The 14,121-nt window shown below is 46.7% G+C and carries 14 protein-coding genes; all 14 read left to right on the top strand.

Annotated elements, in window-relative coordinates:
* Window positions 1–6: 6 nt before the first annotated feature.
* Window positions 7–240 carry a DUF2273 domain-containing protein gene (locus GUA98_RS19200; protein ID WP_095290432.1) on the top strand — a complete coding sequence of 78 codons (234 nt, stop codon included), beginning with the start codon at window positions 7–9 and terminating at the stop codon, window positions 238–240.
* A 218-nt stretch (window positions 241–458) separates the two neighbouring features.
* A complete protein-coding gene (gene nusB / locus GUA98_RS19195; RefSeq protein WP_153979283.1) occupies window positions 459–911 on the top strand; it encodes a transcription antitermination factor NusB in 453 nt (150 codons plus the stop codon).
* Window positions 912–958: 47 nt separating this feature from the next.
* Entirely contained in the window at window positions 959–1,816 is an 858-nt protein-coding gene (folD, locus tag GUA98_RS19190; protein ID WP_095359278.1) for a bifunctional methylenetetrahydrofolate dehydrogenase/methenyltetrahydrofolate cyclohydrolase FolD, read from the top strand.
* A gap of 8 nt (window positions 1,817–1,824) precedes the next feature.
* On the top strand, window positions 1,825–3,189 hold the full coding sequence (gene xseA / locus GUA98_RS19185; protein WP_193724121.1) for an exodeoxyribonuclease VII large subunit: 1,365 nt from the start codon (window positions 1,825–1,827) through the stop codon (window positions 3,187–3,189).
* The gene (gene xseB / locus GUA98_RS19180) at window positions 3,179–3,436 is read left to right on the top strand and encodes an exodeoxyribonuclease VII small subunit (RefSeq protein WP_095290439.1); all 258 of its coding nucleotides are present in this window, start codon (window positions 3,179–3,181) and stop codon (window positions 3,434–3,436) included. The genes xseA and xseB overlap by 11 nt, the downstream gene beginning before the upstream one ends.
* Window positions 3,429–4,334 (top strand): polyprenyl synthetase family protein, encoded by a 906-nt coding sequence (locus GUA98_RS19175; RefSeq protein ID WP_153980778.1) that lies wholly within the window; start codon window positions 3,429–3,431, stop codon window positions 4,332–4,334. Before xseB ends, GUA98_RS19175 begins: the two co-directional genes overlap by 8 nt.
* Before the next feature lie 285 nt (window positions 4,335–4,619).
* On the top strand, window positions 4,620–6,527 hold the full coding sequence (dxs, locus tag GUA98_RS19170) for a 1-deoxy-D-xylulose-5-phosphate synthase (protein WP_193724120.1): 1,908 nt from the start codon (window positions 4,620–4,622) through the stop codon (window positions 6,525–6,527).
* A 54-nt stretch (window positions 6,528–6,581) separates the two neighbouring features.
* Window positions 6,582–7,427: a TlyA family RNA methyltransferase gene (locus tag GUA98_RS19165; RefSeq protein ID WP_153979280.1), complete on the top strand. Its 846-nt coding sequence runs from the start codon at window positions 6,582–6,584 to the stop codon at window positions 7,425–7,427.
* 85 nt (window positions 7,428–7,512) lie between these two features.
* Entirely contained in the window at window positions 7,513–7,998 is a 486-nt protein-coding gene (locus tag GUA98_RS19160; RefSeq protein ID WP_153980777.1) for a hypothetical protein, read from the top strand.
* Window positions 7,999–8,033: 35 nt separating this feature from the next.
* Window positions 8,034–8,483, top strand: coding sequence for a transcriptional regulator AhrC/ArgR (gene ahrC / locus GUA98_RS19155; protein ID WP_095290448.1), 450 nt, complete (start codon window positions 8,034–8,036; stop codon window positions 8,481–8,483).
* 53 nt (window positions 8,484–8,536) lie between these two features.
* Entirely contained in the window at window positions 8,537–10,273 is a 1,737-nt protein-coding gene (gene recN, locus GUA98_RS19150) for a DNA repair protein RecN (RefSeq protein ID WP_153979279.1), read from the top strand.
* 102 nt (window positions 10,274–10,375) lie between these two features.
* Window positions 10,376–11,707 carry a SpoIVB peptidase gene (gene spoIVB / locus GUA98_RS19145; protein ID WP_193724119.1) on the top strand — a complete coding sequence of 444 codons (1,332 nt, stop codon included), beginning with the start codon at window positions 10,376–10,378 and terminating at the stop codon, window positions 11,705–11,707.
* 193 nt (window positions 11,708–11,900) lie between these two features.
* A complete protein-coding gene (spo0A, locus tag GUA98_RS19140) occupies window positions 11,901–12,719 on the top strand; it encodes a sporulation transcription factor Spo0A (RefSeq protein WP_193724118.1) in 819 nt (272 codons plus the stop codon).
* A gap of 318 nt (window positions 12,720–13,037) precedes the next feature.
* On the top strand, window positions 13,038–14,075 hold the full coding sequence (locus GUA98_RS19135) for an NAD(P)/FAD-dependent oxidoreductase (RefSeq protein ID WP_193724117.1): 1,038 nt from the start codon (window positions 13,038–13,040) through the stop codon (window positions 14,073–14,075).
* Window positions 14,076–14,121: the final 46 nt, after the last annotated feature.

The following is a 14,121-nucleotide window of genomic DNA, read 5'->3' as shown; positions in this document are numbered from 1 at the left end:
TCACTGATGCTGTGGAGAGAGATTTGGGATAGTCACAGAGGCCGGATAACCGGAATTGTGGGCGGCATCTTTTTTGGATTTCTTTATTTGTTTACCGGGTTTTGGGATATGTTGTTCTTTGCACTTTTGGTGTTCATCGGTTATACATTAGGCAGACGAAGCGATTCGAAGCTGGGCTTGTTCATTCCCTGGAGGGAATGGGGACAATGGCTTGGAGAGCGCTGGCGTCCGTTTAAGTGAGCCACCTGAACCCTGCAATATGTTTCTTCCGAAAAGAGCTTAGTTTAATATGCCCGTTTTTTGGAGGAAACGTACTGCAGGTTTTTTTGTGAAAAGGGATAACAATAACCATATCGTAAAGGCTACTTCATTTCGCATCACAAACATGATGCGTGGATGGTTCTTTTATTTTAAAATAAGCATGATGACGCTCGGATGAGCGCTGCAGGAGGCAGGACATGAAAAGACGTTTGGCAAGGGAAATTGCGGTACAAAGTCTGTATCAGATGGAAATGAATGAAGTGGGTGCAGCTGAAGCTGTAAATATGCTGATTAACGAAGCGGCCGAGGAAAATGAAACGGAAGTCGTTATTCACGATGCAGATGTCATGCGCAGTTATGTAACGGAAATTGTTCAAGGAGCATGGAATCAGAAGGAAGCGATCGACGGATTGCTGGTGGATTATCTCAAGGGCTGGCAAATTAGCCGTCTGTCTCGGGTAGACCGTCAGATCTTGCGGCTGGCTGCTTATGAAATGGTATTTCGTGATGATGTTCCGGCGAAAGTATCGGTTAACGAAGCGATTGAGCTGTCCAAGCATTTTGGCACAGAAGAATCGGGGAAGTTCGTTAACGGTGTGCTTGGACGCATGATCCAGGAAGTTGACACGATCAAAGCGAAATTGTCCTAAAATAGCGAGTTACTTATTAAATGTTCACATAAGGGAGAGAGAGTACAATGACAGCATCTATTATTAACGGTAAAGAAGTGTCCCAGGAGATCCGCGCAGGCATAACTGAAGAAGTAAAGCAGCTTAGCGAACAGGGGGTTGTGCCTGGTCTGGCTGTTGTGCTCGTCGGGGAAGATCCGGCATCCCAAGTCTATGTGCGAAATAAGGAAAAAGCTTGTCACGATCTCGGTTTTTACTCTGAAGTACATCGTCTCGATGCAGGTACGTCCCAAGAGGACTTGCTGGCTCTGGTGGACAAGCTGAACAATCAGAGCTCCATTAACGGGATTCTTGTTCAACTCCCATTACCGAAGCATATTGAGGAAAAGGCTGTTATTGATGCAATAGCGGTTGAAAAAGATGTGGATGGTTTCCATCCGGTCAATGTGGGTAACCTTGTGATCGGCGATGACAGTTTGCTGCCATGTACACCTGCCGGAGTGATTGAACTGATCAAGCGGACTGGATTGGAAATGTCGGGTAAGCATGCTGTTGTGATCGGACGCAGCAATATTGTGGGCAAACCGGTATCTTTGCTGCTTCAACGTGAGAATGCAACCGTAACAATGTGTCATTCACGTACGGCAAACATGAAAGAAATTACACGTCAAGCCGACATATTGGTCGTAGCAATCGGTCGTGCAAACTTCGTGGATGCCGATTATGTGAAACCGGGTGCTGTAGTCATCGATGTGGGTATGAACCGTTTGGACAATGGTAAATTGGCTGGAGACGTGGATTTTGAAAGTGTGAAGGAAGTTTCCGGTCCGATTACTCCAGTTCCGGGTGGCGTTGGTCCAATGACGATCACCATGCTGATGCAAAATACACTGATCGCTGCCAAACGCGCTCACGGATTGGCCTAGGTACGTCTGTGGCAGATCGACAGATCTACTCCATCAAAGACCTGAATCGGTACATCCGAATGAAACTGGAATCCGATCAGGTCCTGTCGGACGTCTGGCTGCGCGGGGAGATATCCAACTTCACACATCACTCTAGCGGCCATATGTATTTTACATTGAAGGATAAAGACAGCCGTATTAAGGCTATCATGTTCGCGTCCCATAATCAGCGATTGCCCTTTGTGCCAAAGGAGGGTGCAAGGGTTATTGCTCGTGGTAATGTATCGGTTTATGAGCGGGACGGTCAATATCAATTTTACGCTACCCAGATGCAGCCTGACGGAATCGGAAGTCTCTATCTGGCTTATGAGCAATTGAAAAAGAAGCTCGAGGATGAGGGGCTTTTCTCTTCGGCCAAGAAACGTGCTATTCCGCGTTATCCCAAAACGATCGGTGTAGTTACGTCTCCTACAGGAGCAGCGGTACGGGATATCATGATTACATTGCAGCGCAGATACCCTTCTGCGAAAGTGCTTCTATATCCTGTTCTGGTTCAGGGAAAAGGCGCAGCACCTTCAATCGTAAAAGCCATTCGAAACCTGAATCTCCTTGGTGAAGCGGACGTGCTGATTGTAGGCCGGGGCGGGGGATCACTGGAGGAGCTGTGGGCTTTTAATGAAGAGATGGTTGCCAGAGCCATAGTTGATTCAGATATTCCTGTGATCTCTGCAGTCGGACACGAAACCGATTTTACCATTGCAGACTTTGCTGCAGACCTGCGGGCTGCGACGCCAACAGCGGCTGCTGAACTGGCTGTGCCAAATCGTGCAGAGCTGCTTGACCAGATTGCGCTAAGACAGCGTCAGCTGCAGCATAGTCTGCGTCAACGGGCTGCACATAACCGTGAACGACTTGCCAGATTACAGCGTTCGCCGGTACTTGTTCACCCAAGACGGACATTGATGCAGCATACAGAACGATTGGACATGCTGCATCAGCGGCTGTTAAGGACAGTGGATACACGGATGAAATGGACCGCGGAGAAACAAGAGCGTCTTCGTGCTGCTCTGCAGCGGTTCAATCCACGTGAACAGGTGAATGCGGCTCAACGGGAAAATGCCGCAGCACGGCGTCAGCTTGTACTTGCGATGAGGTCTATCGTCAGATCGAAGCAGCAGCAATGGAAATCTTCCGTGCGCCACCTCGATGCTCTAAGCCCGCTAAAAGTCATGTCTCGCGGATATAGTCTGGTGTATGACGAACAGGAGCAAAGACTGATCAAATCGTTGAAGGAAGTGCAGCCTGGAGATTCAATTAAGATTAAATTAACAGACGGACAGCTGGACTGTCAGGTTTGGGGAATGAAGGAGGATGACAACATCCATGGCGAATGAACCGGAACTGAATTTTGAAGAGGCAATGGCGGCACTTGAAGATATCGTAGCTCAGCTGGAGCATGGGGATGTTCCATTAGAACAGGCCATTGATCTGTTTCAGCGAGGAATGAAACTTTCCCAGTTATGCGGAATCAAGTTGGAACAAGTGGAACGCAAGATTGAAATGATCGTAGAAGAAGATGGGGAACTTCGGAAGAAGCCGTTCGGAGCTTCGGAAGTTGAGAGCGGTGAAGGCAATGAGTAGTCGTCCTTCCTTTGAACAGTATCTCCAACAGACAACAGATGAGGTTACGGAAGCTTTAAAAGAGATTCTCCCAGTTCACTGGGATGTACCTCAGTCTCTGCGTGATGCGATGCAGTATTCACTTATGGCTGGAGGCAAGCGCCTCCGTCCTCTTCTGGTCGTCGCTGCGGCGGAAGCCCTCGGAGCACAGCGTGCAGCTGCGCTGCCGGTAGCCTGCGCCGTGGAAATGGTACACACGTATTCTCTTATCCACGATGACCTGCCTGCAATGGATAATGATGACTATCGTCGGGGAAAATTAACGAATCACAAGGTGTATGGTGAAGCCACGGCTATTCTTGCAGGAGATGCTTTGTTGACTCATGCTTTCTATAGTGTAGTGCAAGCAGGCCGCAAGAACGGTGTGCCGGCAGAAGCCTTGCTTTCTATTGTGGAGGAGCTTTCCGAACTGGCTGGCGCCCGCGGCATGGTTGGTGGGCAAGTGGCTGATATGGAAGGTGAGCAAGGGATGACGGATCTGGAACAACTGCAGTATATCCATTTGCATAAAACCGGTGATTTGATCGTGTTCTCCTTGCTGGCTGGCGCTCGTATTGGTGGCGCAACTGAAGGACAACTTGATGCACTGCGTGTATTCGGGCGTGATCTTGGTCTTGCTTTTCAGATTCAGGACGATATCCTTGATCTGACTGGGGATGAGCAAAAAATGGGCAAGAAAACCCAAAGCGATGTCAATCAGCAAAAGGTAACTTATCCATTTTTCATAGGCATGGAAGCGTCTCAAAAACAGGTGAAGTCCTTGACCCAATCTGCAAAAGAGGCCCTTAGCAGAGCGGAGTTGTCAGATTCATCGCGATTGATGGAGATAGCAGATTATTTAATGCGCAGAGATCATTAGTCTAAAAAGTAAATGAAACGGCCCTGCGGCTGTTTCGTAAGATTCAGATCGGTGTAATAATGTTAATGTGCTTTTTGCACGGTGATTACATTTGACATAACGGATACATAATAATGGTTCAATTCATTTGTCTTGCTCGCGAAAAAGCTCGCAATCTGGAGTATGAAGCCGTAAATTATGATTCCTGTTCTTTTATGTTATAATGATTTAATGTGATTTAATAAAATTCAGTTTAAAAAGTGTTATCCACTTAATCAAACAATCTAGGAAAGCGGGGAGATTCTCGTGCTGCTTCCACAAATTAAACAACCCAGTGATCTAAAATCGATGTCTCCGGATGATCTTGTTTTATTATCCGCAGAGATTCGGCAATTTCTGATTGAGAAATTGTCCGTAACGGGGGGGCATCTGGCACCGAATTTAGGCGTGGTTGAGCTCACGGTAGCCCTGCACTACTGTTATAACAGTCCGGTAGACAAAATGATTTACGATGTAGGGCATCAAGCGTATGTGCATAAAATTCTTACAGGGCGCATGGACCGTTTTGATACATTGCGTCAGCACAATGGATTGTGCGGGTTCGTCAAGCGTAATGAGAGCGAGCATGATGTATGGGAGGCTGGACACAGCAGTACATCCTTGTCTGCTGCCATGGGTATGGCGCTTGCACGTGATTTGAAGGGTGAAGATAATCAGGTTATTGCCATGATTGGTGATGGAGCTCTTACAGGTGGTATGGCCTTTGAGGCACTTAACCACATTGGCCATGAGCAGAAAAAACTGATGGTCATTCTGAATGATAATGAAATGTCCATTGCGCCCAATGTTGGGGCGATGCATAAATACTTAAGCAAAATCCGTTCTGATCGCCATTATCTAAAAGCCAAAGATGATGTGGAAGGAATGCTCAAAAAGATTCCTGCCATTGGAGACCGTTTGGCCAAATCGGCAAGCTGGATTAAGGATAGCGTCAAATATATGATGGTTCCGGGTGTTTTGTTTGAAGAACTCGGCTTCACTTATTTGGGACCCATCGATGGACATGACATTCCCAAATTAATTGAGACGTTCAAACAAGCGGATAACGTGGAGGGACCCGTTCTCGTTCATGTTCTCACAACCAAGGGCAAAGGATACCAGCCAGCGGAGGCAGACTCACACAAATGGCATGGTATCTCACCTTATAAAATAGAATCCGGTCAGGTACTCAAGGCCGTGGGCAAACCAATGTACACCGAAATATTCGGGCAGACACTGGTTGAACTTGCGAAAGAAGACCAGCGTATCGTTGCTGTAACGCCTGCTATGCCGACAGGATCGGGGCTTATTCCATTTAGCAAGGAATTCCCGGACCGCATGATTGATGTAGGGATTGCAGAGCAGCATGCGGCAACCATGTGTGCTGCACTGGCCATGGAAGGCATGAAGCCTGTCTTTGCCGTATATTCTACGTTTATGCAGCGGGCATATGATCAGATCGTGCATGATATTTGCCGTCATAATGCCAATGTGATCTTTGCCATTGACCGTGCGGGATTTGTTGGACCTGATGGAGAGACGCATCAAGGCGTGTATGATGTGGCGTTTATGAGACACATTCCTAACATTGTACTTATGATGCCGAAGGATGAGAATGAACTGCGTCACATGATGAAAACAGCACTTGATTATAACGAAGGACCTATTGCTTACCGGTATCCTCGAAACAATGTGGTAGGCGTTCCAATGGATGAGCAGCTCGTACCGATTCCAATCGGAACTTGGGAACAGCTGCGACCATCTGAAGGTTATGCCATCATCGCTTCGGGTTCCATGGTTCAAATTGCTGAAGAAGCAGCTGAAACCGTGAAAAAGGAAGGCATTACAGCCGGAGTGATCAATGCACGCTTCCTCAAGCCACTGGATGAACAAATGCTTCGTGATCTCGCGATTCGTGGTACCAAACTGATTGTGCTTGAAGAAGCTTCTCAAGCAGGCAGTATGGGCAGCGCAGTGCTTGAGTTCTATGCTGAACAGGGTCTGCATGATGTACATGTTGATCTTATGGGGATTCCGGATCGCTTCATTGAACATGGCAGCATCAATGAACAACGGGCTGAAGTTGGGCTTACGGTGGACAACGTATGTGTGCAGCTGCGCAGTTTGGCAGCTCAAACCTCTTACGGCATGTCCAGAACCCGCTTTCCTTCTTGATCAATGGAATGCTTTACCTAAATAAATGAATTAACTATATGATAGGAGAAAGACATGTCACTCCCGAAAGAACGAATTGATGTTCTGCTGGTCGAGCAGGGTTATTATGAAAGTCGTGAGAAGGCAAAAGCGGCAATCATGGCTGGACTGGTGTATGCCAACAATGAACGAATTGAAAAGGCAGGCATGAAAATACCGCGGGAAGCTGAACTAAAGGTTAAAGGCTCGGTGCATCCTTATGTGGGACGGGGTGGATTGAAGCTTGAAAAAGCGATTAAACACTTCGATCTTGACATGAACGGTCTGGTCATGCTTGATATTGGTTCGTCAACGGGTGGATTTACGGATTGTGCATTACAACATGGTGCATCGCATGTTTATGCCATTGATGTAGGATACAACCAGCTGGACTGGTCATTACGCAATGATGACCGGGTCACCGTGATGGAAAGAACCAATTTTCGTTATGTGACGCCTGAGGATTTAATTGGACCTGAGCCAAACTTTGCCAGCATTGATGTATCCTTCATATCGCTGCGAATTATACTGCCGCCCTTGCTTGCTCTTCTGAAGCAGCCGGCAGATATTGTAGCATTGATCAAGCCTCAATTTGAGGCAGGACGTGAGAAGGTAGGTAAGTCTGGTGTTGTTCGAGATCCAAAAGTGCACAAGGAAGTACTGGAAACCATGCTTCACTTCGCGAATGAACTTGATTTAAATCTTCGGGGTTTAACCTTCTCGCCTATTACCGGTGGAGAGGGCAATATCGAATTTCTCGCTCATTGGCGTCTGGAAGAACCGGATGCATCACAACAAGAGAAGGATCTGGCTTCACTCGATGCACTTGCCCATCAAGTTGCTATGGAAGCCGCTCATACTTTTACGGGAAACTCATCATAGGATGAGTTTCTTTTCGCTGGAAAGGTGATCCTATTAACAGGAGATCGACTGCCGGACCTCGAATAAGTCTTCGAGGTGAACGATGATGAATGGGCAATCCGACACAATCGTTATTGGTGTACTTGCTGTCATTTTAATCATATGGCTCTTTTACGGTTTGCGTAATTGGCTGAATCGACCGGTACCGGTAAGTTTGTCAGGCATGCAGCTGAATTCCGACATACCGCATTCCCCGGTTGTTGATCTGCTTGAAGCAGAGGGGTATGAAGTCATCGGAGGCAAAATGAAGATACCGCTCGCCTTTGAGGTCAATGAATCCGTTTATTATAGTCGGTTGTTCGTTGATTATGTTGCCGAGCGTGATGAGATCAGGTATTTGGTCAAGACGGCAAGGCGCAGACAGCCGGTGGAATTCACAGGTCCTGGCATTCGGGATCGCTTTTTGTACTATTTATTGTTGTATCCAGGTTGTGAAGGTATATTGTACGTGGATACGGAAGAATCCAGCGTAAAGATCATCCGTTTGATGGATTATGAGGAAGATGTATATGATGGGGATGATCTGAGCTAGGGAATCAATGGTAACTATTTAAACTGGAGGCATGTATGAAAGGACAACGACACATTAAGATACGTGAAATTATTAGTCAGAATGAAATAGAAACCCAGGATGATCTGGTTGAAGCACTGCGTCAAGCTGGTTTTCAAGTGACACAGGCCACGGTATCCCGTGATATTAAAGAATTGCTATTGATCAAAATTCCAATGGATGATGGTCGTTACAAGTACTCATTGCCAACAGACCAGCGTTATAATCCAATCCAGAAGTTGAAACGGGCATTAGTGGATAACTTTCTCCATATTGACCATACCAATAATCTGGTTGTAATGAAATGTCTGCCAGGAACGGCAAACTCCATTGCGGCCTTGCTGGACAATATTGAATGGACTGAAGTTATGGGGACGATCTGTGGTGACGATACGATTCTCATCATCTGCCGTACTGAAGATAATAGTGTGACGGTTATCGATCGAATTATGGGTTACATTTCTTAAGGTCCGATTTTAAACATAATTGCTGAGTTTGTCATCCGGAGGTGCTTTGGCCAATGCTAGTTACATTATCGATTCGTAATCTGGCTGTTGTAGAAGAAGTGGATGTAGTATTTCACGCAGGGTTTCATGTGTTATCAGGGGAAACCGGTGCAGGAAAATCAATTATTATCGATGCGCTCGGTTTGATCGCAGGTGGTCGCAGTTCGGCCGATCTGATCCGTTACGGTTGTGACAAAGCGGAGATGGAAGCATTGTTCGAGATGGAACAGGGTCATCCGGTGTGGGAAACACTGGAGAAGCTTGGGATCCATTGTGAGCCTGAAGAACACCTCGTTATTAGACGGGAGCTGAATACACAGGGTAAGAGCACATCCCGCATCAATGGTCAGTTGGTCAATCTGACGATGCTGCGTGAAGTGGGAGAGAAATTGATCAATATCCATGGTCAGCATGAGCACCAAAGTTTGCTGCGTGCTGAAAGCCATCTGGGCTTATTGGATACCTACGGAGCAGCTGTCATTGGTCCAGTGAAGTCGGAATATCAGGAAAGGTACAGCCGGTTCATTACTGCGGAGAAAGAACTGCGTGCCCTTCAGGAGTCAAGTCAGCGCGCTTATCAGCTGCTGGACATGTATCGTTTTCAGCTGGAGGAGATTGCTGCTGCCGGGTTAACAAGTGGTGAAGATGAATTACTTGGTGAAGAACGGGTCAAGCTATCCCATAGTGAGAAAATGATGGACAGCGTTGCCGGTGCATATGATCTGCTCAGTGGTCAGCGTGGACTCGAGGCAGTAAGCATCGCCCTCTCCCGGATAGAAGATATCTCCGGTTACGATAGCAAAGGACTACAGCCAATCGTGGAACAGCTGCAGTCGGCCTTTTATCAATTGGAGGATGCTACATTTCAATTAAGGGATTACCGTGAAAAAATAGAGTTTAACCCCGGTCGACTGGAGGAGGTTGAGCAGCGCTTAAACTTGATTTCTGGTCTAAGACGAAAGTACGGGGACAGTGTTGACCTTATTTTGAATTATTATGAGCAGATTAGCCATGAAACAGACCAGCTGGAAAACAAGGACGAGCGCCTGGAGAAACTGCGCGCTGAGCGTGACAAGCTTCTGGTTCTGGTGATGGATTCTGCAGAGGATCTGAGCCGGGTACGCAAGCAGTGTGCCGATGAACTTGCTGCTCAGGTGGAGAGTGAGCTGAAGGATCTTCAAATGGAGCGTACAACGCTGCGTGTACAAATTACGCCTTCAGAAGATCCGAAGGGGATTGAATGGAACGGGCGCAGGCTCCGGCTCAGTCGTCAGGGAGCCGACAATGCGGAATTTCTCATCTCCCCGAATCCGGGTGAACCGCTTCGCCCATTAGGTAAAATTGCATCAGGTGGTGAGTTATCCAGAATGATGCTTGCCATGAAGAGTATTTTCGCTCGTCACGATCGAATTCCCGTCCTCATATTTGACGAGGTTGACACAGGAGTTAGCGGACGGGCAGCACAATCCATTGCAGAGAAGCTGTTCCGTTTATCCTCAACCTGCCAAGTATTTTCGATTACACACTTGCCACAAGTCGCTTGTATGGCAGATCATCAGTACCTCATTGAAAAACATGTCGTTGACGGGCGTACAATGACGCAGGTGGAATCGCTGTCAAACGAGGGCAGAGTGAAGGAATTGGCACGTATGCTCGGCGGTGTTGAAATTACAGAAAAAACATTGCATCATGCACAGGAAATGCTGAATTTGGCGGAAGCCAAAAAAGGAGGAAACGAGCGACCGGCGTAATGATTGACAGTAATAAAAGCCTGGGGGCAAGGTTATCTTATAGGTACGCAATTGGCGACCACCTTTCGTCAAGCGAAAGAAGCAAAGGGAGTGTGACAGCCATTGAATTCCCCCCTCAGGAAGAAATTGCTAGGTCTTTTATTTGCCTTCTTTCTATGTGTAATCAGCCAGGCCATTCAGCCTGTGCAGAGTTATGCCTCCTTACCTGACGAATTACAGGTATTTGCAGGCAGGCAAGCAGATGTACGACTCGCTGTACCGGCTTCCTCCAGCGCCGTTGTAGACCGACCGGATATTGTTGGTCTAGATGGACAGGAGCAAGCAGTGCATGTCACGAAGCAGCAGCCATTGCATCTTCATCCCCAGCAGACAGGACAAGCGAAATTAACCTTGAAGCTGTGGGGCAAAATTCCGGTCAAAACGGTTAATGTGAACGTGATTCCGGATTTGCGAGTTGTACCCGGGGGTCAAACCATTGGCGTAAAAGTAAAGTCCGCTGGGATTTTGGTTGTAGGTCATCACTTGGTCCGTGCTGAAGGAGACCAAAGAGTCTCTCCAGGAGAAACAGCAGGCATTAAACTTGGGGATCTGATAACCCATATGAATGGCAAACATCTGGATGGCGTTGCAGGCGTTGCTGAAGCTGTAGAGCAAGCAGGAAAAAGCAAAAAAGGGATCGATGTGGTATTGCAGCGTGGGAAGGAAACCGTTAAAACACGACTCACACCAGCATACGATGCCGAAGATCAGGCCTGGAGGCTTGGATTGTACATTCGTGATTCTGCGGCTGGCGTAGGTACTTTAACGTTCTATGCACCAGACCAAGGCGTGTATGGAGCTTTGGGGCATGTGATTACGGATATGAATACTCAAACATCCATTGTCGTAGGCAGTGGACAGATTGTTCAGTCGAATGTGACATCTATATCCAAAAGTGAATCCGGAGATCCGGGTGAAAAACGTGCACATTTTCTTAAAGAAAGCAAAATATTAGGCAATATTGAGCGTAATACGGCTTTTGGCATATTTGGTAAGATGTCTGACAATCCCGATCACAGTTTATACACCAAAGGAATTCCTGTCGCTTTCTCACATGAAGTGAAGGAAGGACCGGCAGAAATTTTGACTGTTGTCGAGGGTCAGCAAGTTGAACGTTTCGCCATCGATATTGTGCATGTGGCCGATCAGTCGGAGCCTGCAACCAAAGGGCTTGTGCTTCGCATTACAGATCCTAAGCTGCTTGATAAAACGGGTGGGATCGTTCAGGGAATGAGCGGCTCCCCAATCGTTCAGAATGGCAAGCTCATTGGCGCTGTAACACATGTGTTTGTTAATGACCCTAAATCAGGTTACGGCTGTTTCATCGAGTGGATGTTACAGGATGCCGGCGTGATGATCAAAAAGGAAAAAGCGAAAAATCTTAAGGCCGGGTAAACCGCCTTAAGATTTTTTTGTCGAATGGAAAAGATAATTATCACATAATGAAATAAAATATTTATTATATAGCAATGCGAAAAAAAAATAAAGAAAAATAATTTTCGACAGAAGGAATTTCCTCGCCTGTGTCGAAAATTTAACCTGTAAGGAAATGTACGAAACAGTGGTTAAACCAAAGGAGGATACCGTTTTGCAAAAAATCGAGGTATTGCTGGCTGATGATAATCGTGAATTTACGAATTTGCTTGCCGAATATATATCCGAACAGGAAGATATGGAAATTACCGGAATTGCCTACAACGGGGAAGAAGTACTGCAGTTGTTGGAGCAAAGCCGTGATGTGCCGGATGTATTGATTCTGGATATTATTATGCCTCATCTGGATGGGCTGGGTGTATTGGAGCGTCTGCGCAACCTGAACCTGAATCCACAACCGAAAGTGATCATGCTTACGGCATTCGGTCAAGAGAACATCACACAGCGTGCCGTGCAGCTCGGAGCTTCTTATTACATCCTCAAACCTTTTGACATGGAAGTGCTCGCTAACCGGGTTCGCCAGCTTGTAGGATCCCAGACAACCGTCTCTTCAAACACGAACAGTGGTTCATCCATGTTTATGACCAACAAATCCAATGTAGTGCCAATGGGCAAACACAAAAATTTGGATGCCAGCATCACGTCCATCATACATGAAATCGGCGTTCCTGCGCATATTAAAGGATATCAGTATTTGCGTGAAGCCATCACCATGGTATATAACAATATCGAAATTTTGGGTGCGATTACCAAAACGCTGTACCCTGCCATTGCCGAGAAATTCAAAACAACACCGTCCCGCGTTGAACGTGCGATCCGCCATGCGATTGAAGTGGCATGGACACGCGGAAACATCGACAGCATCAGCCACCTGTTTGGTTACACGATCAACATCAGCAAGTCGAAACCGACGAACTCCGAGTTTATCGCAATGGTTGCCGACAAGCTGAGAATCGAGCATAAGGTGTCTTGAAAGGACCGGGAGTAGTTAGGTAATTATGAAAGCAACAGCATACTGAATGCCGTGATTTACAGGTCGATTAGCGTCCTATAGATTGCGGCATTATTTTTGTTTTCATAAAGTTTGGAACAGCATTTTCGCTGTGAAAGAAGGTCGGCTGATCGAGATGGAATGTAACTTCTTCTATTATTCAGATATCTATAAAAAAATTGTTTTGTTTTTATCCATTGTATTTTGATAACATTCCCATTAAACTATGAATTAAGTGATAATGAGAATCGATATCAAATACTCGATGTTATGGATCGAATTAACGGAGGTAACTTTAATATGGATCAGCAGTTGGAACTATATGATGTAACCATTATCGGCGGAGGTCCCGCCGGGATGTACTCTGCCTTTTATAGCGGTATGCGGGATATGAAAACGAAATTGATTGAAGCGCGGGACAGACTCGGTGGACGCATGCTCTTTTATCCGGAGAAGATGATCTGGGACGTGGGTGGTGTAACACCGATTTTATGCGCTAATCTGATTAAGCAGCTGGAAGAACAGGCGAGAACGTTTGAACCTACGATTGTGTTTGAACAGCAAATTGAAGGGTTTGAACGTCAGCCGGACGGTACGATTATTCTGACGGCTGCTACTGGTGAGAAGCACTGGACTCGTACCGTCATTATGGCAATCGGTTATGGAATATACAAAATGGCGAAGCTGGAACTTGAGGGAGCTGACCGTTACGAGGTAACGAATCTGCACTACACAGTGCAGGAGTTGGAACCTTTTCGTGGCAAACGTGTGCTTATCTCTGGGGGAGGCGATTCTGCAGTCGACTGGGCCAACGAGCTTGAAGCTCTGGCAGAACAAGTGACGGTAGTACATCGACGGGATCACTTCGGCGGACTGGAGCGAAATGTCATTCGTATGAGAGAATCCTCGGTGGATGTTCGTACACCCTATGCAGTGAATACGCTGCACAGTGCTAGTGGCGAAGTCATTGAACAAGTGACGATATCCCACGTGGAAACCGGTGAAAGTGAACTGCTGGAAGTCGATGCAATTATCGTTAATCACGGCATGAAGAGTGACTTTGGCCCCATTCGGGACTGGGGATTGGATCTTGGAGAGTGGCATGTAACCACAACAGAGAAGCTTCAAACCAATATTCCGGGTGTATTCGCGGCAGGCGACTTTGTGGATTATGGCAGCAAGCTATATCTTATTGCGGGAACTTTCACGGATGCTGCCCTGGCGGTCAACAGTGCCAAACTATACATGGATCCTGAGGCAGAAAAAGTAGCCTATGTATCTTCTCATAACAGCCGATTCAAAGAGAAAAACAAAGCCCTCGGTGTTGTAGAAGAATAAATGCCAAAATTAAAAAACCATAACCTTAATTACCTTGAGTGAATAC

Origin of the sequence: Paenibacillus sp. P13VS, assembly GCF_015143645.1 — a bacterium.
Classification (GTDB): Bacteria; Bacillota; Bacilli; order Paenibacillales; family Paenibacillaceae; genus Paenibacillus; species Paenibacillus xylanilyticus_A.
Note: the sequence above shows the minus strand (reverse complement) of the source record. Positions and strands in the feature narration are given on the sequence as shown.

What these genes read in the sequence shown, in the direction of transcription:
- GUA98_RS19160 (WP_153980777.1), top strand. Translation starts at nt 7,513, where the DNA reads ATGAATGGGCAATCCGACACAATCGTTATTGGTGTACTTGCTGTCATT.
- GUA98_RS19135 (WP_193724117.1), top strand. Translation starts at nt 13,038, where the DNA reads ATGGATCAGCAGTTGGAACTATATGATGTAACCATTATCGGCGGAGGT.
- GUA98_RS19165 (WP_153979280.1), top strand. Translation starts at nt 6,582, where the DNA reads ATGTCACTCCCGAAAGAACGAATTGATGTTCTGCTGGTCGAGCAGGGT.
- ahrC (WP_095290448.1), top strand. Translation starts at nt 8,034, where the DNA reads ATGAAAGGACAACGACACATTAAGATACGTGAAATTATTAGTCAGAAT.
- recN (WP_153979279.1), top strand. Translation starts at nt 8,537, where the DNA reads ATGCTAGTTACATTATCGATTCGTAATCTGGCTGTTGTAGAAGAAGTG.
- nusB (WP_153979283.1), top strand. Translation starts at nt 459, where the DNA reads ATGAAAAGACGTTTGGCAAGGGAAATTGCGGTACAAAGTCTGTATCAG.
- folD (WP_095359278.1), top strand. Translation starts at nt 959, where the DNA reads ATGACAGCATCTATTATTAACGGTAAAGAAGTGTCCCAGGAGATCCGC.
- xseB (WP_095290439.1), top strand. Translation starts at nt 3,179, where the DNA reads ATGGCGAATGAACCGGAACTGAATTTTGAAGAGGCAATGGCGGCACTT.
- GUA98_RS19200 (WP_095290432.1), top strand. Translation starts at nt 7, where the DNA reads ATGCTGTGGAGAGAGATTTGGGATAGTCACAGAGGCCGGATAACCGGA.
- GUA98_RS19175 (WP_153980778.1), top strand. Translation starts at nt 3,429, where the DNA reads ATGAGTAGTCGTCCTTCCTTTGAACAGTATCTCCAACAGACAACAGAT.